General features: G+C 54.8%; 20 protein-coding genes. 15 read left to right on the forward strand and 5 right to left on the reverse strand.

The features are described from left to right. Window positions 1-3: 3 nt before the first annotated feature. The 4 genes from lptA to JAO79_RS07075 are packed head-to-tail and all read right to left on the reverse strand — an operon-like array spanning window position 4 to window position 2,663. On the reverse strand, window positions 4-525 hold the full coding sequence (lptA, locus tag JAO79_RS07060) for a lipopolysaccharide transport periplasmic protein LptA (protein ID WP_199006468.1): 522 nt from the start codon (window positions 523-525) through the stop codon (window positions 4-6). Then, on the reverse strand, window positions 509-1,108 hold the full coding sequence (gene lptC / locus JAO79_RS07065; protein WP_320158943.1) for an LPS export ABC transporter periplasmic protein LptC: 600 nt from the start codon (window positions 1,106-1,108) through the stop codon (window positions 509-511). The genes lptA and lptC overlap by 17 nt, the downstream gene beginning before the upstream one ends. Then, window positions 1,105-1,674 (reverse strand): KdsC family phosphatase, encoded by a 570-nt coding sequence (locus JAO79_RS07070; protein ID WP_199006469.1) that lies wholly within the window; start codon window positions 1,672-1,674, stop codon window positions 1,105-1,107. The genes lptC and JAO79_RS07070 overlap by 4 nt, the downstream gene beginning before the upstream one ends. Then, entirely contained in the window at window positions 1,674-2,663 is a 990-nt protein-coding gene (locus tag JAO79_RS07075; protein ID WP_199006470.1) for a KpsF/GutQ family sugar-phosphate isomerase, read from the reverse strand. The genes JAO79_RS07070 and JAO79_RS07075 overlap by 1 nt, the downstream gene beginning before the upstream one ends. Before the next feature lie 203 nt (window positions 2,664-2,866). On the opposite strand from JAO79_RS07075, the gene JAO79_RS07080 reads away from it, so the two are divergent. The 11 genes from JAO79_RS07080 (at window position 2,867) to JAO79_RS07130 (ending at window position 12,013) form a co-directional block, all read left to right on the forward strand. After that, on the forward strand, window positions 2,867-3,679 hold the full coding sequence (locus JAO79_RS07080) for an ABC transporter ATP-binding protein (RefSeq protein WP_199006471.1): 813 nt from the start codon (window positions 2,867-2,869) through the stop codon (window positions 3,677-3,679). Continuing rightward, window positions 3,676-4,458 (forward strand): lipid asymmetry maintenance ABC transporter permease subunit MlaE, encoded by a 783-nt coding sequence (gene mlaE, locus JAO79_RS07085; RefSeq protein WP_199006472.1) that lies wholly within the window; start codon window positions 3,676-3,678, stop codon window positions 4,456-4,458. Before JAO79_RS07080 ends, mlaE begins: the two co-directional genes overlap by 4 nt. A gap of 21 nt (window positions 4,459-4,479) precedes the next feature. Next, window positions 4,480-4,929, forward strand: coding sequence for an outer membrane lipid asymmetry maintenance protein MlaD (mlaD, locus tag JAO79_RS07090; RefSeq protein ID WP_199006473.1), 450 nt, complete (start codon window positions 4,480-4,482; stop codon window positions 4,927-4,929). A 24-nt stretch (window positions 4,930-4,953) separates the two neighbouring features. Beyond that, window positions 4,954-5,607, forward strand: coding sequence for a phospholipid-binding protein MlaC (locus JAO79_RS07095; RefSeq protein ID WP_199006474.1), 654 nt, complete (start codon window positions 4,954-4,956; stop codon window positions 5,605-5,607). Next, window positions 5,604-5,921: a lipid asymmetry maintenance protein MlaB gene (locus JAO79_RS07100; protein WP_199006475.1), complete on the forward strand. Its 318-nt coding sequence runs from the start codon at window positions 5,604-5,606 to the stop codon at window positions 5,919-5,921. Before JAO79_RS07095 ends, JAO79_RS07100 begins: the two co-directional genes overlap by 4 nt. A 60-nt stretch (window positions 5,922-5,981) precedes the next feature. Beyond that, window positions 5,982-6,230 carry a BolA family protein gene (locus tag JAO79_RS07105; protein WP_199006476.1) on the forward strand — a complete coding sequence of 83 codons (249 nt, stop codon included), beginning with the start codon at window positions 5,982-5,984 and terminating at the stop codon, window positions 6,228-6,230. Window positions 6,231-6,249: 19 nt separating this feature from the next. Continuing rightward, complete coding sequence (gene murA / locus JAO79_RS07110) at window positions 6,250-7,512, forward strand: UDP-N-acetylglucosamine 1-carboxyvinyltransferase (RefSeq protein ID WP_199006477.1); 1,263 nt, start codon at window positions 6,250-6,252, stop codon at window positions 7,510-7,512. 30 nt (window positions 7,513-7,542) lie between these two features. Continuing rightward, the gene (hisG, locus tag JAO79_RS07115) at window positions 7,543-8,190 is read left to right on the forward strand and encodes an ATP phosphoribosyltransferase (protein ID WP_199006478.1); all 648 of its coding nucleotides are present in this window, start codon (window positions 7,543-7,545) and stop codon (window positions 8,188-8,190) included. Window positions 8,191-8,432: 242 nt separating this feature from the next. Further along, entirely contained in the window at window positions 8,433-9,737 is a 1,305-nt protein-coding gene (gene hisD / locus JAO79_RS07120; protein WP_199006479.1) for a histidinol dehydrogenase, read from the forward strand. Window positions 9,738-9,987: 250 nt separating this feature from the next. After that, a complete protein-coding gene (gene hisC / locus JAO79_RS07125) occupies window positions 9,988-11,049 on the forward strand; it encodes a histidinol-phosphate transaminase (RefSeq protein WP_199006480.1) in 1,062 nt (353 codons plus the stop codon). A gap of 220 nt (window positions 11,050-11,269) precedes the next feature. After that, window positions 11,270-12,013, forward strand: a complete 744-nt coding sequence (locus JAO79_RS07130; protein WP_199006481.1) for a Nif3-like dinuclear metal center hexameric protein — start codon at window positions 11,270-11,272, stop codon at window positions 12,011-12,013. A gap of 255 nt (window positions 12,014-12,268) precedes the next feature. Here JAO79_RS07130 and JAO79_RS07135 read toward each other — a convergent pair whose 3' ends face one another. Further along, the gene (locus JAO79_RS07135; RefSeq protein ID WP_199006482.1) at window positions 12,269-12,703 is read right to left on the reverse strand and encodes a YhcB family protein; all 435 of its coding nucleotides are present in this window, start codon (window positions 12,701-12,703) and stop codon (window positions 12,269-12,271) included. A gap of 234 nt (window positions 12,704-12,937) precedes the next feature. Here JAO79_RS07135 and zapE point away from each other — a divergent pair, with 234 nt between their 5' ends. The 4 genes from zapE to JAO79_RS07155 all read left to right on the forward strand — a co-directional run bounded on the left by zapE (window position 12,938) and on the right by JAO79_RS07155 (window position 18,909). Further along, entirely contained in the window at window positions 12,938-14,035 is a 1,098-nt protein-coding gene (zapE, locus tag JAO79_RS07140; protein ID WP_227664458.1) for a cell division protein ZapE, read from the forward strand. Between the two features lie 36 nt (window positions 14,036-14,071). After that, complete coding sequence (locus tag JAO79_RS07145; RefSeq protein WP_199006484.1) at window positions 14,072-15,256, forward strand: thiolase family protein; 1,185 nt, start codon at window positions 14,072-14,074, stop codon at window positions 15,254-15,256. Between the two features lie 470 nt (window positions 15,257-15,726). Then, on the forward strand, window positions 15,727-17,514 hold the full coding sequence (locus tag JAO79_RS07150) for a DUF1302 domain-containing protein (protein ID WP_199006485.1): 1,788 nt from the start codon (window positions 15,727-15,729) through the stop codon (window positions 17,512-17,514). 33 nt (window positions 17,515-17,547) lie between these two features. Then, a complete protein-coding gene (locus tag JAO79_RS07155) occupies window positions 17,548-18,909 on the forward strand; it encodes a DUF1329 domain-containing protein (protein ID WP_199006486.1) in 1,362 nt (453 codons plus the stop codon). Window positions 18,910-19,010: the final 101 nt, after the last annotated feature.

The raw sequence follows: 19,010 nt of genomic DNA on the forward strand, positions 1-19,010 counted from the left end.
CTGTTATTGACCTGAGCTGCGGGGCTGAATCACCATTTCTACGCGGCCGGTGTTTGCGCCCTCTGAATTGCCGCCTTCTGCCGTCACAACCCGATTCACCGTGTCGTAATGAATAACGTCGCCACGGAAGGTGCTGCCACCTTGTTCGATCAAGGCCTCTCGCTCGAAGGTCAGCTGGCTGTCTTTGGCAGACCAGGTAATGTTCAGTGCTTCGGCATTGATAACGGCGGTTTGATCCTGAGAAGGCTGTCGATAATGGGCAGGGGAGCCGCTCGCTTCGATGCGGCTAAGGCCTTGGGGGCTGCGATAAAGGACAACCCGTTCGGCATCCAGTTTAACGCTGCCTTGCACCAATTCCACGGCGCCGGTGTAGATGGCAGTACCTGCACTGTCATCCAGACGCGCAGAGTTGGCGCTGACTTTGATGGGTTCGTCGGAGTCCAGCGTGAATGCGGCCGCCGGGTTGGCCAATACGGCGGCGGCCATTACCAGCGGAAAAAGAAGTCGGTTACCTGATGGGATCATAATGCCCTTCCACTTGGGAATTGAGTTCCAGAATTCGGTCGTCCAGCCAGGCTTTCATGCCCGTTGCTTTGGTAGTTCCGTGTGGCTCGGTGATGGTCACCGGTTGGTCGGTGTACACGGTACCTTCGGTGTTGTTCAGGGTTAACTGGTCGGTTTCAAAGGTGGTGTCAGAGCCTCGCAAACGGCGATGAATAACAACGTTGCCGTGCAAGTTGACCAGCCCATCGTTTTGCAAAAGGCTACCTTCATCCGCCTCAATATTCCACGGCACCGGATCGCCTTCACCGTGCAAAGTGGCTTTGGGTTGCTCCATCGATGCGAGATTTTGGCTTTCGAACTGTTCGATGCGCGGGCTGGTCAGCCGGATTTTCGGGTTCCCCTGAGCATCCCAGGTACGGTACTCGGCCTGAACAATAAAACCGTCTGGTTCGGCGGGGCCACGTAGCTCCTTGGCTTTGTCCTGACTGCGCGGTGGCTCGTCGCTTTGCCACATAAGAAACAAGGTAGCCGCAATCGTTCCGCCTAAAGCCAGGGTTCGGGCCCAGGCTTTGCCTTTTCCTGGGCTGAAAAGACGTGCAATCACGATTCGGCACTCATGTAGGGTTCAAGAGTTGCTGACAGTCGGCCTTGGGACCAGAGGATCAGATCGCAGGCTTCTCGCACGGCACCGGAGCCCCCGGCTGCAGTGGTGCAGTAATCCGCATGCTGCCTGACCAGCCAATAACCGTTCGGTACGGTGATGCCCAGTCCTGCGAATTGCAAGGCAGGGAGATCGGGCAGGTCGTCGCCCATGTAAGCGATCTGCTCAGCGGTGATGTCCATGTTGGCTACCAGTTCCTGCAGGGCTACTTTTTTGTCTTCCCGGCCCTGCATGAGATGGGTAATGCCCAGATCATTCATGCGTTTTTCGGTCAGAGGTGAGCGTCTGCCGGTGATCACGGCAACCGTGATGTCTGCGTTCATCAATTGTTTCAGCCCCAAACCATCCAGAATGTTGAAGGTTTTCAGTTCATCGCCGCTGGCGCTGAAGTAAAGTTTTCCGTCACTCATGATGCCGTCCACATCGAAGGCAACCAGTTTGATGGCGGCGGCTTTGGAGCGAACCTCGTTGCTCCAGTGTTGACTGAGTGGCGGTGTTAGCTCCGGCATCAAATGACCCCCGCGCGCAGCAAGTCGTGCATGTTGATGGCACCTACCAGGTTGCCTTCGGTGTCGGTCACCGGCAACGCGTTGATTTTCAACTCTTCCATAATGTTGAGCGCATCGGCGGCCAGCTGGTCGGCCTGGATGGTTTTGCCGTTGCGTGTCATTACCTCACTGATGGCGGTGGTATGAACATCAACCGATTTGTCCAGAGTTCGACGCAGGTCGCCATCGGTAAAGATACCGGTCAATTCCCCCGCCTCGTTCACCACGGTAGTCATACCCAGGCCTTTGCGGGTTATCTCCAGAAGTGCACCGCTGAGGGGGGTGGTTCCCAGAACCCGAGGAACCTTGTCGCCGGCATGCATGATGTCGGAAACCCGCAGCAGTAAGCGGCGCCCCAAACGACCGCCGGGATGAGAAAAAGCAAAGTCTTCCGCGCTGAACCCACGGGCTTCCAGCAATGCCACGGCCAACGCGTCGCCCATCACGAGCGTAGCGGTTGTGCTGGAGGTAGGGGCGAGCCCCAGTGGGCAGGCTTCAATGGCAACGCTTACATCCAAATTGGCGGCAGCTTCTTTTGCCAGTAACGAATCGGGGTTGCCCGTCATGCTGATCAGGGGGGCGCCCATTCTGCGAATTAAAGGTAGAATGGTCACCACTTCGCTGGTGCTGCCGCTGTTGGAGATGGCAATCACCACGTCTTGCGGTGTGATCATGCCGAGGTCGCCATGACTGGCTTCGCCCGGATGCACGAAGAAGGATGGCGTGCCGGTGCTGGCCAGAGTTGCCGCAATTTTGTTTCCGATATGGCCGGATTTGCCCATGCCCGTGACCACGACACGGCCTTTGCAGGCCATGATGATCTCGCAGGCGCGGGTGAAATCGCCGTTGATGCGGTGTTCAAGTGCTTCGATGGCATCCCGTTCAATCTGGATGGCCCGAACGGCTGAGTTGCGGTAATCCGGGGAACTTGAAGTAGTTGAATCTGTCATCTCGGCTGGCTTTACTCGGTCGGTCTGTGGAGCCGGCCCTGTTATCGGGACGGACGACTATGGCGGAAAGTATATCACTGATACCCGGTAGGGCTGCCAATGTTCAGGGGATCTGAACGTTGCAATCAGTACATTTTAATAACCTGTAATTGAGGTCAGGCGACGCTTATCTTAATGTAGGCGCTCCTCGAAAAGGATCGATTATGGAGTCATCTGCATACATTTCGCTAAAGGATGTGGTGTTTTCCCGCTCCGGACGGCGCATTTTTGATGGCATTACCCTGGATATTCCCGTGGGTAAGATTACCGCCATTATGGGGCCCAGTGGCACCGGCAAGACCACGCTGCTCAGGGTCATCGGTGGGCAACTGAAACCGGATTCCGGTCAGGTTGTCGTGGCGGGTCACGAAGTTCCGAAGCTTAAGCGAAAAGAACTGTACCGCCTGCGCGAAAAGATGGGCATGCTCTTCCAAAGCGGCGCTTTGTTCACAGATATCAGTGTGTTCGAGAACGTGGCTTTTCCTCTGCGTGTGCACACCTCTTTGCCGGAAGATATGATTCGCGACATCGTATTGATGAAGCTGGAGGCTGTGGGGCTGAGAGGGGCTCGGGATCTTATGCCTTCCGAGCTTTCAGGCGGGATGACTCGCCGTGTGGCGCTGGCCCGAAGCATCGCGCTGGATCCGGAACTGATCATGTACGATGAACCCTTTGCGGGGCAGGATCCGATTGCCATGGGGGTGTTGGTTAAGCTGATCCGGGATCTCAACAGCTCTATGGGGCTGACCAGTGTGCTGGTGTCTCACGATGTCCCTGAATCGCTCAGCATCTGCCATTACGCCTGCATTATTTCTGACGGCAAGGTGATCGGCACCGGCACACCGGACGAATTACGTAATCACCCGTCCGAACTGGTTCAGCAATTCTTGAGTGGCCATCCCGACGGCCCGGTTCCTTTCCATTATCCGGCCAATAAGCCTGTCGATGACTTCGGCATCAAGGGAGCATCGATATGATGGACTACGTAGCGGGCTTTGGTCGAAGGAGTTTGGAAGTTGTGGGGTCGTTGGGGCGAGCGACTCAGTTTCTGTTTGGTGTACTGGTGGGTGTCCCCAGGCCTGCAACAGGTTTTCCGCTTCTGGTTAAGCAGCTTTATTCGGTGGGCGTGCTCTCGCTGGCCATTGTGGTGGTTTCCGGATTGTTCATCGGTATGGTGTTGGCCCTGCAAGGCTATACCATACTCAGCGATTACGGCTCCGAAGCCGCGATAGGGCAAATGATCGCGTTAACTTTGGTGCGCGAGTTGGGGCCGGTGGTGACGGCGCTTTTATTTGCTGGCCGTGCAGGTTCTGCGCTGACCGCAGAAATCGGTTTGATGAAGGCTACAGAACAGCTCTCCAGCATGGAAATGATGGGCGTTGATCCACTTCGCCGGGTGGTTGCGCCTCGTCTGTGGGCCGGATTCATTGCCATGCCGATACTGGCGATGATTTTTTCCGTAGTCGGTATTTGGGGCGGCATGCTGGTAGGCGTGGACTGGCTGGGCGTGTTTGAGGGTTCCTTCTGGGGCAACATGCAGTCATCGGTCGATTTTCTCGATGACGTGCTGAATGGTGTCATTAAAAGTGTGGTTTTCGGCTTTGTGTGTGCCTGGATAGCCGTCTATCAGGGGTACGATTGTGTGCCTACGTCTGCAGGCATCAGTTCTGCGACAACAAAAACAGTTGTGTATTCATCATTGGCGGTGCTCGGCCTCGATTTCGTGCTGACCGCTGTAATGTTTGGCGATTTCTAATAAGGATTCTAGGGCCCTGTTATGGTGCAGAGAACAACGGAAATAGTGGTAGGTTTCTTCATGATCGCCGGTTTGGCCGCGCTGCTGTTTTTGGCGCTGCAGGTGAGCGGATTGTCGCCCAAATCGGCCTCCTCGACGTACACAATCTACGCTAACTTTAACGATGTGGGCGGTCTGACCCCGCGCGGCAAAGTGTCGATGGCGGGCGTGACGGTGGGTTCCATCGAGTCGATCAGCCTTGATAAGAACACCTTTCAGGCCAAAGTAACCATGGCCATTCGCTCGGATGTGGACACCATCCCGGCGGACAGCGCAGCCGTGATTCGCACGTCTGGGCTATTGGGTGAGCAGTACATTGATATTTCGATTGGTGGAGACATGGAGTCGTTGGGTGATGGGGATACGTTTTATTCCACCCAGTCTGCAATGAATCTGGAAAGATTGATCAGCAATTTCGCCTCTGGCCGCTGATGCCAACCAGGACAGGAGATTAGGATGTTAATTTTTAAACAGAAGCTGTTCGTTTTATTTGCCGCGTTGATACTGGTCGCCGGCCAGGCGTGGGCGGGTGTAGAGGAAGATCTGGAGCAATACGTCAGCGACAACACCCAGATGCTGGTGGAGAAGCTGCACGCTGAAAAAGGTCTGTATGATAAAGATCCGGAAGCTTTTTATCAGAGCATGGAAGATGCGCTGACGGATTTCGTGGATTTTCGACGGATAGCGGCCCGGGTGATGGGGCGTTATGCACGCCAGACCACCCCGGAGCAACGCGACGAGTTTGTGGCCAAGTTTAAGCGCAGTCTGTTTGACAGCTATGCCAAAGCCTTGGTGACCGCCGACGATTTCACCATCGAAGTGCGGGAAGCGGAGATTTTGCCGCAAAATGAGAATCGCGCATCCGTGCAGTTGGTGGTGATTACGGCCTCGGGCAATCGCTACCCCGTGACCTACTCGATGTACAAGAATAAAGAAGACCGCTGGTTGATGGAAAACGTGATTGTTGAAGGCGTCAACATTGGTCTGGCGTTCCGTGATCGCTTCGCCCAGGAAATGGAAGAAAATCGCGGCCAGGTTCAGGTGGTGATTGATGGTTGGACCGATTCGGTTAAATCCTTGAACCTTGAAGACGATGTGAATGCGTCATGAGCAACTCCAGCCCAGTCGTCAACCTGGAGGGTTCCGTGTTGAGTGTCGCCGGCAAGGTTGATGCGAACACCGTGATTGAACTGCGCAAACAGGGCGAGAAGCTCGTTGGCTCGGCCACAGGGTCGTTAAAGGTTGATCTGGCGCAGCTCGACACTGCCCACAGCGTGGTGCTGTCCATGTTGATGTGCTGGCAGCGTTTGGCGCAATCGAAGCAAGTGGCACTTTCGTTCGAGGGTGCCAGCGACCGCCTGAAGTCGCTGGCGGCACTGAGCAATCTGGATGCCCATCTGCCGGGATTTTCCGCACATAGCTGACCGCCGCTCGGGAATTGGTTACAATTCCGCTCCTGATTTTAATAATGCTGAGGATTTTCTATGGACGCCGCCCAGGTTACCGAACTTGTCAAAGAAGCCCTGCCTGATTGTGAGGTTCAGGTACAAGTCGATGGCAACCACTACATGGTCGTTGCAGTGGGTGACGTATTCGAAGGCCTGCCTACTATTAAAAGACAGCAGATGATCAACAAGGTGCTGTTCCAGTACATCATGGACGGCACCATTCACGCTCTTCACCCGAAAGCCTTTACTCCGAGCGAGTGGGCTGAGCGCCAGGCCAACGGCTAAACAGAACAGGATTACTATTGTGGATAAACTTCTGATCCGAGGCCGAAAGCCTCTGGATGGCGAAATTCGGATTTCCGGTGCCAAGAACGCGGCTTTGCCGATTTTGGCATCAACGCTGCTGGCTTCCGAGCCGGTAACCGTTGGCAACCTGCCGCATCTGAACGACGTCACCACCATGATCGAGTTGCTGGGCCGTATGGGTGTCGAGCTGCTGATTGACGAGAAAATGAGTGTTGAAGTACACGCCAACACCATTGAGCACTACCACGCGCCTTATGAGCTGGTAAAAACCATGCGCGCCTCCATTCTGGTGCTGGGGCCGCTGGTTGCGCACTTTGGCGAAGCTCAGGTGTCTTTGCCCGGCGGTTGTGCCATTGGTACGCGGCCGGTCAACCTGCACATCCACGGCCTCGAGCAGATGGGTGCAGAGATCAAGGTTGAAAATGGCTACATCCATGCTAAAACCAATGGCCGCCTGAAGGGCGCGCACATTTTCATGGATACCGTCACCGTAACCGGTACGGAAAACCTGTTGATGGCGGCTACCTTGGCTGACGGCAAAACCATTCTGGAAAACGCCGCCCGCGAGCCGGAAGTGGTGGATTTGGCGGAATGCCTGATCGCCATGGGCGCAGACATTAAAGGCCACGGTACCGCGACGATTGAAATCAACGGTGTTGAGCGCCTGCACGGTTGTCACCACAACGTTCAGCCAGACCGTATTGAAACCGGCACGTATTTGGTTGCCGCTGCGGCCACCGGCGGCCGTGTGAAGTTGAAGGATACCCGCGCAGATATTCTGGAAGCGGTGCTGCTGAAGCTGGAAGAAGCCGGTGCTCACATTACCACCGGTGAAGATTGGATCGAGCTGGATATGAAGGGCAAACGCCCGAAAGCAGTGAGCATTCGTACCGCACCTTATCCCGCGTTTCCCACCGACATGCAGGCCCAGTTTGCGGCTATGAATGCGGTCGCGGAAGGTACCGGCACCATCGTGGAAACGGTGTTCGAAAACCGTTTCATGCACCTGCAGGAACTGATTCGCATGGGTGCCGACATCACGCTGGAAGGTAACGCGGCCATTATCAAAGGCGTGGATCATTTGACCGGTGCGCCGGTTATGGCCACTGACCTTCGTGCCTCGGCCAGCTTGGTCATTGCCGGTTTGGTTGCTGAGGGCGACACCATTGTAGACCGTATCTATCACATTGACCGCGGTTACGAATGTATTGAAGAGAAGTTGCAGCTGTTGGGCGGAAGCATTCGCCGTTTGCCAGCGTAATCAAACACCAACGGGAACCCGGAAAGATCCATGACAGATTCCATCACCATCGCCTTGTCGAAGGGACGAATTCTCGAAGAGACTCTGCCACTGCTGGCAGAAGCCGGCATTGAGCTGGTAGACGACGTGAAAAAGTCCCGCAAGCTGGTGTTCCCCACGACGGATCCGAATGTTCGAGTGCTGATTCTTCGCGCAACGGATGTGCCCACCTATGTTCAATACGGTGGAGCTGACCTTGGCGTGACCGGCAAGGATGTGTTGATGGAGCATGGCGGAGACGGGTTGTACGAGCCGCTGGATTTGAATATTTCCCGTTGTCGTTTGATGACGGCCGGGAAGAAAGGTGAGCAGCCGCCGGCCGGGCGCATTCGGGTGGCGACGAAGTTTGTGAATATTGCTCGTCGATATTATGCGGCACAGGGTCGGCAGGCGGATATCATCAAGTTGTATGGTGCGATGGAGTTGGCGCCGATTCTGAATCTGGCCGATGAGATTGTGGATATCGTGGATACCGGTAATACGCTGAAGGCGAATGGCCTTGAGGCGCGGGAGTTGATTGACGATATCAGTACGCGATTGGTGGTAAATCGGGCGTCGATGAAGATGCAGCATGGGAAGATTAATCCGATCATCGAGATGATGGCGGCGGCTGTGGAGCGTCGTCGCGGTTCGGAGTAAGGCTCTCCTTTTTAGACGCTTGGTGCACGAGCGTTCAGGGTGTCCCTTCCAAAAACCGCTCCTTCGGCACATCCCTGTGGCGCTTCTGCTCCGCCATCCATGGCTCCGCACATTTTTGGAAGGGACACCCTGAACGCTCTTTCGGGCTTGGGGTATTTGGCCTATCTTCTTTCGAACCCCGTAGCTGCCGGCGGGTTTTATTCGGCAGACATTTGTTTTCAATCCAAAGCAGGATTTGAGTTATGACCGATAAGATCACCAGACTTAACACCACCCAAAGCGACTTTGACAGTGCGCTGGCCCACCTGTTGGCATGGGATGACAGTGTGGATCATCAGGTGAACGAGTCGGTGCGTCATATTCTGCATGAAGTGAAGACCCGCGGCGATGCGGCGGTTCTTGAGTTTACCGAGAAGTTTGACCGTTTGAAGGTCGGCTCCATGGCCGAGCTTGAGATGGGTCAGGATCGTTTGCAGGCTGCTTTGGCGGCGATTCCTCAGGATCAGCGTGAGGCGCTCGAGAAGGCGGCGGAGCGGGTTCGCGACTACCACGAGCGGCAGAATCAGCAGTCCTGGCAGTATCAGGATGAAGACGGAACGGTTCTGGGCCAGAAGGTAACGCCTTTGGATCGGGCCGGTTTGTATGTGCCGGGTGGTAAGGCAGCGTATCCGTCGTCTGTTTTGATGAACGCGATTCCCGCCAAGGTGGCGGGTGTCGGCGAGTTGATTATGGTGGTGCCTACGCCGGATGGTGTAGTGAACGATATGGTTCTGGCCGCAGCCGCCATTGCCGGCGTTGACCGTGTGTTTGCTCTGGGTGGCGCGCAGGCGGTGGGAGCTTTGGCTTATGGCACGGAGACCGTGCCGGCAGTGGATAAGATCGTTGGCCCGGGCAATATTTTTGTGGCAACCGCCAAGCGCGAGGTGTTCGGTATTGTTGGTATCGATATGATTGCCGGGCCGTCTGAGATTCTGGTGATTTGCGATGGCAAAACCGATCCGGACTGGATCGCGATGGATTTGTTCTCGCAAGCTGAGCACGACGAGCAAGCGCAAAGCATTCTGGTTAGCCCGGATGCAGACTTCCTCGATGCGGTAGAGGCGAGTATCAATAAGCTTCTTCCGACCATGGAACGTAAAGACATCATTCGCACATCCATGACGGGCCGAGGCGCGCTGATCCACGTCGCCGACCTGAAAGAAGCCGCGGAGGTGTCGAACCGCATCGCTCCGGAGCATTTGGAGCTGTCAGTAGAAGACCCCCAAGCCATGCTGGAAGACATCCGCCACGCAGGCGCGATCTTCATGGGCCGCTATACCGCAGAAGCACTAGGCGACTACTGTGCCGGCCCGAACCATGTGCTGCCAACAAGCGGCACCGCGCGGTTTAGCTCGCCTCTGGGCGTTTACGACTTCCAGAAGCGTTCTTCTCTGATCGGTTTTACGCCTGAAGGTGCGGATCGTATGGGGCGTGTGGCGTCTGTTCTTGCCCGTGGCGAAGGCCTGACTGCTCATGCCCGTTCGGCGGAATACCGTATTAAAGACTGATAGATTTTTCCGGTAGCGAACGCTGCTGATATCCATCTTCGAAGTTTGCGAGTTGGGTTGGTTGTGTTGAAAGTCTAAAGAGTGGGGCGGGGAGTGCTTTCCAAAAATGTGCGTAGCCATGGATGGCGGAGCAGAAGCGTCACATGGATGTGCCGAAGGAGCGGTTTTTGGAAAGCACTACCCGACCCGCGAAAACTCCCAAATCAAAACAACCAAACCGACTCCCGCACCAATCTGGAGTGCAATACACATGAGTAAATACTGGAGCTCACTAGTCAGCGAGTTACAGCCATATGTGCCAGGCGAACAGCCTAAAATGGCCAATTTGATAAAGCTGAACACAAACGAAAACCCCTTCGGGCCATCCCCGAAAGTGATCTCGGCCATTAAATCAGAGCTGAACGACAACCTTCGCCTGTACCCGGACCCGGAAGGCCACGCTCTGAAAGAGGCTATCGCTTCGTACTACACCGATTTCGGCATAGAAGAGGACCAAGTCTTCGTCGGCAACGGCTCCGACGAAGTGCTGGCTCACATCTTCCAAGGCCTGCTGAAACAGGACAAGCCCATCCTGTTTCCGGATATCACCTACAGCTTTTATCCCGTCTACTGCGGTCTGTACAAAGTTGAAAGCAACATCATCCCGTTGACCGAAAACTTTGAAATCAACCCGGATGATTACAAGCGCGACAACGGCGGCATCATCTTCCCGAACCCGAACGCTCCGACCGGTCGTTACATCGGCCTGCAGCACGTAGAATCTATACTGGAAGCGAATCTGGACAGTGTTGTTGTGGTCGATGAAGCCTACATCGACTTCGGTGGTGAAACCGCGATTCGCTTGGTGAACCAATACCCGAACCTGGTGGTCTGCCAAACCCTCTCCAAGGCTCGCTCTCTGGCCGGGCTTCGAGTCGGTTTCGCCGTCGCCAACGCAGAACTCATTGAAGGATTGAACCGTGTCAAAGACAGCTTCAACTCCTACCCGCTTGATCGATTGGCGTTGGCGGGTGCCGTGGCCGCATTCGAAGACCGCCAGTGGTTCGAAGACTCCTGCAACGGTGTTATTCGCGAACGTGAGAAGGTCACCAAAGGATTGGAAAACCTCGGCTTCGAAGTTTTGCCCTCAAAAGCCAACTTCGTACTCGCCCGCCACCCGAACCACAAAGGTGCGGATGTCGCCGCCGAGCTAAGAGAGCAGGGCATTATCGTTCGTCACTTCAACAAGCCGCGGATCAGCGAGTTTCTACGAATCACGATAGGAACCAGCGACCAAAACAACGCGTTGATTAAAGCTCTGGACTTTCTCTAAGCTCGCGAGAAATTTGATCTAACAACCGGCGCGCACTCAAGTTAAAAGGTTGGGGCTGGGCGGGCTTTCCAAAAATGTGCGCAGCCATGGATGGCGGAGCAGAAGCGCCACATGGATGTGCCGAAGGAGCGGTTTTTGGAAAGCCCGCCCAGCCCCATCCCTGCACCAATATCTAAGCGCCGATCCGATCTCGAAAGTCTGAAGAATAGGGGAATAACTCATGGCAAATCGAAATCAGATACTGGCGAAAATAAACGAATGGCTCCAGCCCGAAAACTTCCAAGACTACGCCCCAAACGGCCTGCAAGTTGAAGGCAAAGACGAGATCCAAACAATCGTCTCCGGCGTAACCGCCTCCCAAGCCCTGATCAACGCCGCGGTAAAACAAAACGCCGACATGATCCTCGTCCACCACGGCTACTTCTGGAAAGGCGAAGACCAAGCCATCCGCGGCATGAAAAAACGCCGCATCAAACAACTCCTCGATCACGACATCAACCTGGTCGCCTACCACCTCCCACTCGACGACCACCCCGAATACGGCAACAACCGCCAACTGGCCAACGTACTCGGTATCCAAAACCCACGACCGGCTGGAGGCTTAATCTGGCAAGGCGAACTGGCGGAGCCCACGTCACCAGAAGCTTTTAGCCAGCACATCGGAAGCGCGCTGAACCGGCAGCCACTTCACGTAGGCGAGGGCACAGACCTGATCAAAACCGTCGCCTGGTGCACTGGCGGAGCTCAAGGGTTCATTGCCAAAGCACTGGAGCTCGGTGTCGATGCCTACATCAGCGGAGAAATCTCCGAACCCACCACCCACACCGCCCGGGAATGCGGCATCCACTACTACGCCGCCGGCCACCACGCCACAGAACGCTATGGCGCGAAAGCATTGGGTGAAGCGCTAGCGAAAGAATTTGGAGTAGAACACCAGTTTATCGACTGCGATAACCCGGCATAACGGGACGGAAGTACTGCGGGAAGGGGCGTGGCCAAAGTCTCGCTAAGAAAAAGGGCGCTCGAAGTCGTCGAAAACGTAGGGGCGGGCAACTCATAAATTTGTAGGATCAGGATGGGGCGGCTTTTCAAAAATGTGCGGAGCCATGGATGGCGGAGCAGAAGCGTCACATGGACGTGCCGAAGGAGCGGTTTTTGAAAAGCCGCCCCATCCTGATCTAACGGAAAGCTCTGATCAGCCTATACCGTTTTGAAAGTATCAAGCAGGCCGCTTCTCACCCTTAGGCAAACCAAAGTCTTCAGCCAAGGTGCCTTTTTCCTCAGGATCAGCCTTGGGCGCATAATCCCGCGGCGGCTCAGAAGAATCAGAATCCGAGTGCTCAATACGCCCGGACACATCCTGCCCCAGCGACTCCGGCCACTCCTCATCATTACACAAACGATTCGCCCCACGCGCCATATGATCATTCACATCGCGATAGGCACTATTAAACCGCTCCAACAACTGTGCCGACTCCAGGAAATGCTCATTCACCTGAGCCTGATAACGCGTAAACTCGCCCCGAAGCTCATCAATCTTCTGCTCAGCCCGCCGCTGACGCAAAGAGGCCCCCTGGCCCGAGCGTCCAAAAAGAACCCCAATGATAATGCCTACTACCAGCGCGACCGCGGCCGCAAGAATCAGGTTCGTCATATAACAATCGTCCTAGTCAGTACATGCGAGAGAGCGAAAACCTTTAAAAGGAGTATACCGCTCAGAAGCACCAGCGCACATGCCGAAACACTGCGCCAATCGTCGTATTGCTCCACAGCCCAAGTAACATGGCCAAAAAGCACGAAATAAGCGACAATACCGCGCCCAGAAATCCACCCAGATGGCAGGAAAACCCTGATGACAGAAGCCGTGTCCACCGAAACTGTTGCGAACCTGACTCCTTGGCAACGTTACCAAAAGGATCTCGAGCGCCCGGATTTTCACAAGGACCCGGCGCAGGAAGACGCCGTTCGCCGCTTACAAGCACTGTACGACAAACTGGTGGAAGCTGAAAGTGACCGTTCCAAGCGCCTTAAAAAGTTGCGCCGCAAGCTGAAGAAAGGCAAAGAAACACCGGTTAAAGGTCTGTACTTCTGGGGCGGGGTAGGCCGAGGCAAAACCTACCTGATGGATACCTTCTACGAAGCCCTGCCGTTCGACCGAAAAATGCGTGTCCACTTCCACCGCTTTATGCAGCGCGTTCACGGTGAGCTTAAAAAACTCAAAGGCGAGAAAAACCCGCTGGAGAAAGTAGCCAAAACCTTCGCCGGAGAAACCCGGGTTATCTGCTTCGACGAATTCTTCGTATCGGATATCGGTGATGCCATGATCCTGGCCACCTTGATGGAAGAATTGTTCAGCCGGGGTGTCACCCTTGTGTGCACGTCAAACATCGTCCCGGACGGTCTCTATAAAGACGGACTGCAGCGGGCGCGTTTTCTTCCCGCCATCGCACTTGTCAAACAGCACACCGACGTAGTCAACGTAGACGGCGGTGTGGATTACCGCTTGCGAACGCTGGAACAGGCTGAACTGTATTACCACCCGTTGGACGAAGGCGCCGATGCCAGTTTGCGGGAAAGCTTTGACGCGTTGGCTGTTGAGGCCGGCAAACACAGTAAATCGATGGAAATCAACGGCCGTAAAATCCCGGCACAGGCCCACGCCGATGACGTGGTATGGTTTGATTTTCTCGACGTGTGTGATGGCCCGCGCAGTCAGAACGACTACATTGAAATGGCGCGTCAGTTTCACGCCATCATCGTCTCCAATGTGCCGGTGATGGGTGTTGAAAAAGACGACCAGGCGCGCCGCTTCATTAATATGATCGACGAATTCTACGACCGCAACGTAAAACTCATCATCTCCGCCGAAGCTCCGATCACCGAACTCTACTCCGGTGGCAGTCTGAGCTTCGAATTTGAACGTACCGAATCCCGCTTGCTGGAAATGCAGTCCCAGGAATATCTGGAAGCACCGCACAAGCCTTAAATAAAACTAGAAATCACTAAACAGAGAGGTCACAACATGAGCCAAGACAACGTCGTAATCGTTAGCGGTGTACGCACCCCCATGGGCGGATTCATGGGCAGCCTAGCCCCGATCACCGCACCCGAGCTGGGCGCTATTTCCATCGCAGAAGCCGTCAAACGCGCTGGCATTCAGCCGGCTGACGTGCAAGAAGTCATTATGGGTAACGTACTGCCTGCCGGATTGAAACAGGGCCCTGCACGACAAGCCATGCGTAAAGCTGGTCTGCCTGACAGCACCGGCGCCACCACCATCAACAAGCTGTGCGGCTCCGGCATGAAAGCCACCATGTTCGCCCATGACCTGATCAAAGCCGGCACCAACGACATCATGGTTGCAGGCGGAATGGAAAGCATGTCCAACGCCCCGCACATCCTCCAAGGCGCCCGCCAAGGCTACCGCATGGGTCCGGGCCCCGCACCGCAGGACCACATGTTCCTGGACGGCCTTGAAGACGCTGAAACCGGTCGCCTGATGGGCTCCTTCGCGCAGGAAGTGGCTGACAAAAAAGGCTACACCCGCGAAGAAATGGACGAATACGCCATCCGCTCATTGAACCGCGCCAAAAAAGCCATCGAAGACGGCGTCCTGAAAGACGAAATCATCCCGGTGACCGTCAAAACCCGTAAAGGCGAAGTGGTTGTTGAAGACGACGAACAGCCCCACAACGCCAACATCGAAAAAATCCCAAGCCTGCGCCCCGCGTTTGCCAAAGACGGCACCGTAACCGCCGCCAACGCCTCGTCAATCTCCGACGGTGCCTCTGCGCTGGTTCTGATGCGCGAATCCGAAGCTGAAAAACGCGGTCTCAAACCGCTGGCTCGCATTGTCGGTCACTCCACCCAGTCGCAGTTGCCGGCAGAGTTCACCTGTGCACCTGTTGGCGCGATTGAGACGCTGTTCGCAAAAACCGGCTGGACTAAAGACGACGTTGACCTGTTTGAAATCAACGAAGCCTTCGCCATGGTCGCCATGATGCCCATCAAAGAACTGGGTCTGGACCCTGAAAAAGTAAACGTCCACGGCGGCGCCTGCGCTCAGGGCCACCCGGTCGGTTCCACAGGTTCACGCCTGCTGGTTACGTTGATGTATGCCCTGCAGCGCTACGGCAAAAAGAAAGGTGTAGCGGCTCTGTGCATCGGCGGCGGTGAAGCCACAGCGATGGCTATCGAAATGATGTAACCGGCACGTAGTGTCGAATAGGTGCTCCCGGACCTCCCTAAAAAAGTTTGGGAGCACAATATAAAACCTCCCCTCCGGAAATGTCGTAGGCCAGGGATGGCCGAAGAGAAGCGCACATGGACGTGTTTGTAGCGGTTTCCGGAGGGGAGGTTTTGTATTGTGCGCTTGCACGGTGTCTGCCTTCTTTTCTGCTAGTAGCTACCAGCCGAATTCCTCTCCAAAACCCGCAAAAGAACAAGCCCAAAACCGCCCGCCCCAAAGTGGTTGCATCCCCGAATCTTGACTATAGTGATGAGGTGCGAGAAAGACGGCTAACCAAGAGTGACAGCAAAATCATACTTTTGACTGATCAAAGCCGCGAGAAGCCTTAGCTATAGTGCTAGCATCACGGCAATATCTACACGGCCGACGAACACCAACCAACAGAATAATCGAGCAGCGACTCAGAACAACAACGGAGTAGCCTTCCAATGACAAGAAAAACTCAACCCTGGCAGCGCTGGACCAAGTTACCACTTGCCGTCGCCATCGCAGCCGGCGTCTCCAGCCCGGCTTTTGCTATTTCGTACCCCTTGGGGGATGCCGGGCAAGTCCAGTTTAACACCACGCTGTCAGTTGGGGCTGCATGGCGCACCGAAGATGCTGACAAGCGACTGCTCGCACCACACGATGGCCGTGGCACAGCATCAACAAACAACTACGATGACGGCAACCGCAACTTCGACAAAGGCGACATGGTCTCCAATGTTGTTAAAGGTAATAGTGAGCTGTTCCTGGATTACAGTGTTGATTCCGACTACCTGACCCGAGTAGGTGCTTTGGTACGAGGCCGTTATTGGTACGACTTTGAGCTCAAAGATGGCGATCGCCGTTACGTTGAACTGAACGACAAAGCCAAAGACAACGCATCGGGCGGCGAAATCCTCGATGCCTACGTGTTTACCGATTGGTACCTGGGCAACGTGCCCGTCAGTGCCCGATACGGCAAGCAGGTTCTGAGCTGGGGTGAGAGTACGTACATCCAAGGTGGCATCAACACCATCAACCCGGTTGATATCCCGGCTTTCCGTGCCCCCGGCTCGCAATTGAAAGATGCGCTGTTGCCAGTAGAGATGTTCTACATGTCAGCCGGTGTCACTGAAAACGTGACCATCGAAGGTTTCGTGCAAACCGATTGGGAAAAAATTCGTACAGATGATTGTGGGACCTTCTTCTCAAATGTCGATTTCGTCGCCGATGGTTGTGGGCCGGTGTTTGTGACTGGCGCGCTTTCTGAAGCTCAGAACCAGGCCAGCGGCCTTGTAATCAATCGTGAAGCCGACGCAGAACCCGATCCTGAAGATCAGTTTGGTGTGGCTGTGCGTTGGTACGTTCCCGAGTTGAACGATTCCGAGCTGGGCTTCTACTACATCAAGTACCATAGCCGATTGCCGTACATTAGCGGCCGGACCAATGACCCTTCAAACGGCAAGCCGTTCCCGAACTATTTCATTGAATACCCTGAAGCTATCGATCTGTATGGTATCAGTATCAACACGACAACACCCGGAGGTTGGTCGCTTGGTGCGGAATACAGCTACCGCGACAAAATGCCGATCCAGTGGAACGCCTTTGAGCTGATTTACGGCGGACTGCAGGAAGACTTCAGTCTTCTTTACGCTCGGGATAAAGATAAAATCGCTGCTGAAAATAACGGCAATACTGACGGGGTTGCCGTATCCGGTAACGACCGTTACGGCGTATCCCAAGCTCAGATGACGCTGATCAAATTCTTCGATCAGGTTATGGGTGCCAGCCGGATGTCGTTGGTGACGGAAATTGGCGCAACTTACATCCACGATCTGCCGGGTAAGGACGAAGCTCGCTACGGCCGTTCGGGAACCTTCGGGCTGGGAGCTACGCCGGGCAGTAATGACTGCGAGAACAACAACCTGAATCCTGACAACTGCACCAACGATGGTTTCGTAACGTCCTTCTCCTGGGGTTACCGTGCCAACCTCGCTTGGGAATATCCGAATGCTTTCGCGGGCATCAACTTGACCCCCTCTGTGTTTTGGGCTCATGACGTTAAAGGCTATGCCCCGCAGCCGGGTGGCGCTTTCAATGAAGGCAGCAAATCGATCGGTTTATCTCTAACGGGCGTATATCAAAACACCATCACCGGCAACATCGGTTACACCAACTACTTCGGTGGCAAGCCTTATAACGAGCGAACCGACCGCGACTTTGTAAGCGCGAGCGTTTCTTACTCATTCTGAACCGGACAGCTTTTGTTCAAAGAGGTAATTTAAATGAAACTGAACAAGAAACTATTAGCTACAGGTGTTCTGGCCGCAAGCATGTTTGCTGGCCAGGCCTGGGGTGCAGTTTCTGCCGGCGAAGCGGCCAAGTTGGGTGATACATTGACCCCGATCGGTGCTGAGAAAGCCGGCAACGGCGGCGCCATCCCGGCGTGGACTGGCGGCATGACAACGCCACCCGCAGGCTATAAAGGCGATGGAATCTACGTTAACCCGTTCCCGGATGAAAAGCCTGAATTCGTGATTGATCAGAGTAACGTTGATCAGTACGCCGACAAGTTGTCGCCGGGCCAGGTTGCGATGATTCGTCAATACGCCGATTACAAGATTCCGGTGTATCCAACCCACCGGACGGCGACTTATCCGAAAGACGTTATGGATAAAACCGTCGAAAACGCCACCACGGTAGAGCTGATTCAGAACGGTAACGGGCTTGGCAACTATGAAAGCGCTACGCCGTTTCCCGTTCCGCAGAATGGTTTAGAGGTTATCTGGAACCACATCACCCGTTATCGTGGTGGTTCGGTTGCGCGTAATGTAGGGCAGGCAACGCCTACCGCGAATGGTGCATACTCCATCGTGCGATTCCAGGACGAGATTACCTGGAACAGTGCATTGAAGGATTACAAAAAGGGGCAAGACGACAACGTATTGTTCTACTTCAAGCAAGCCATTACAGGGCCGGCACGTTTGGCGGGTAACGTACTCCTCGTCCACGAAACCATCGACCAGGTAAAAGAGCCGCGTCGTGCCTGGGTTTACAACGCGGGTCAGCGTCGTGTTCGTCGTGCGCCTCAGGTAGCCTACGACGGCCCGGGTACAGCGGCTGATGGCATGCGTACCAGTGACAACTTCGATATGTTCAACGGCGCTCCAGACCGTTACAACTGGGAGTTGCTGGGCAAGAAAGAGATGTACATTCCGTATAACTCCTACAAATTGGTTGATCGTGATCTGAACTATGATGACATCATCAAAGCCGGGCACATTAATCAGGATCTGACGCGCTATGAATTGCACCGGGTATGGCACGTTCGCGCTACTTTGAAAGAAGGTGAGCGTCACGTTTATGCTCAGCGTGACTTCTACATCGACGAGGATTCATGGCAGGCCGGCGTAATTGATCATTACGATGGCCGCGGAGAGCTGTGGCGTGTAGCTGAAGCGCACACCATGCAGTTCTACGATAAAGATGTGCCGTGGTACGCCGTCGAGGTGTTATACGATTTGCTCTCTGGCCGCTATTTGGTGTTGGGTCTGACCAACGAAGAGAATAATCCTTACACTTTCGGTGCTGAGCGTCATTCGCGTGATTACACGCCGGCTGCTCTGCGAAGAGCTGGTACGCGTTAATTCCGCAATTGATGTGGTGGAAAGGGCGAGCCTCTGGCTCGCCCTTTTTTGTGGTCGTAAATATTTCCTGAAAATGTGACTCAAATCACGCGCCTATATTG

It is taken from the genome of Marinobacter litoralis (assembly GCF_016427555.1).
Classification (GTDB): Bacteria; Pseudomonadota; Gammaproteobacteria; order Pseudomonadales; family Oleiphilaceae; genus Marinobacter; species Marinobacter litoralis_A.

Excerpts from the sequence above, each read along its gene's own strand:
- lptA (WP_199006468.1), bottom strand. The coding sequence starts at position 525 with ATGATCCCATCAGGTAACCGACTTCTTTTTCCGCTGGTAATGGCCGCC.
- JAO79_RS07070 (WP_199006469.1), bottom strand. The coding sequence starts at position 1,674 with ATGCCGGAGCTAACACCGCCACTCAGTCAACACTGGAGCAACGAGGTT.
- JAO79_RS07075 (WP_199006470.1), bottom strand. The coding sequence starts at position 2,663 with ATGACAGATTCAACTACTTCAAGTTCCCCGGATTACCGCAACTCAGCC.
- JAO79_RS07080 (WP_199006471.1), top strand. The coding sequence starts at position 2,867 with ATGGAGTCATCTGCATACATTTCGCTAAAGGATGTGGTGTTTTCCCGC.
- mlaE (WP_199006472.1), top strand. The coding sequence starts at position 3,676 with ATGATGGACTACGTAGCGGGCTTTGGTCGAAGGAGTTTGGAAGTTGTG.
- mlaD (WP_199006473.1), top strand. The coding sequence starts at position 4,480 with ATGGTGCAGAGAACAACGGAAATAGTGGTAGGTTTCTTCATGATCGCC.
- JAO79_RS07095 (WP_199006474.1), top strand. The coding sequence starts at position 4,954 with ATGTTAATTTTTAAACAGAAGCTGTTCGTTTTATTTGCCGCGTTGATA.
- JAO79_RS07100 (WP_199006475.1), top strand. The coding sequence starts at position 5,604 with ATGAGCAACTCCAGCCCAGTCGTCAACCTGGAGGGTTCCGTGTTGAGT.
- JAO79_RS07105 (WP_199006476.1), top strand. The coding sequence starts at position 5,982 with ATGGACGCCGCCCAGGTTACCGAACTTGTCAAAGAAGCCCTGCCTGAT.
- hisG (WP_199006478.1), top strand. The coding sequence starts at position 7,543 with ATGACAGATTCCATCACCATCGCCTTGTCGAAGGGACGAATTCTCGAA.
- hisD (WP_199006479.1), top strand. The coding sequence starts at position 8,433 with ATGACCGATAAGATCACCAGACTTAACACCACCCAAAGCGACTTTGAC.
- hisC (WP_199006480.1), top strand. The coding sequence starts at position 9,988 with ATGAGTAAATACTGGAGCTCACTAGTCAGCGAGTTACAGCCATATGTG.
- JAO79_RS07130 (WP_199006481.1), top strand. The coding sequence starts at position 11,270 with ATGGCAAATCGAAATCAGATACTGGCGAAAATAAACGAATGGCTCCAG.
- JAO79_RS07135 (WP_199006482.1), bottom strand. The coding sequence starts at position 12,703 with ATGACGAACCTGATTCTTGCGGCCGCGGTCGCGCTGGTAGTAGGCATT.
- JAO79_RS07145 (WP_199006484.1), top strand. The coding sequence starts at position 14,072 with ATGAGCCAAGACAACGTCGTAATCGTTAGCGGTGTACGCACCCCCATG.
- JAO79_RS07150 (WP_199006485.1), top strand. The coding sequence starts at position 15,727 with ATGACAAGAAAAACTCAACCCTGGCAGCGCTGGACCAAGTTACCACTT.
- JAO79_RS07155 (WP_199006486.1), top strand. The coding sequence starts at position 17,548 with ATGAAACTGAACAAGAAACTATTAGCTACAGGTGTTCTGGCCGCAAGC.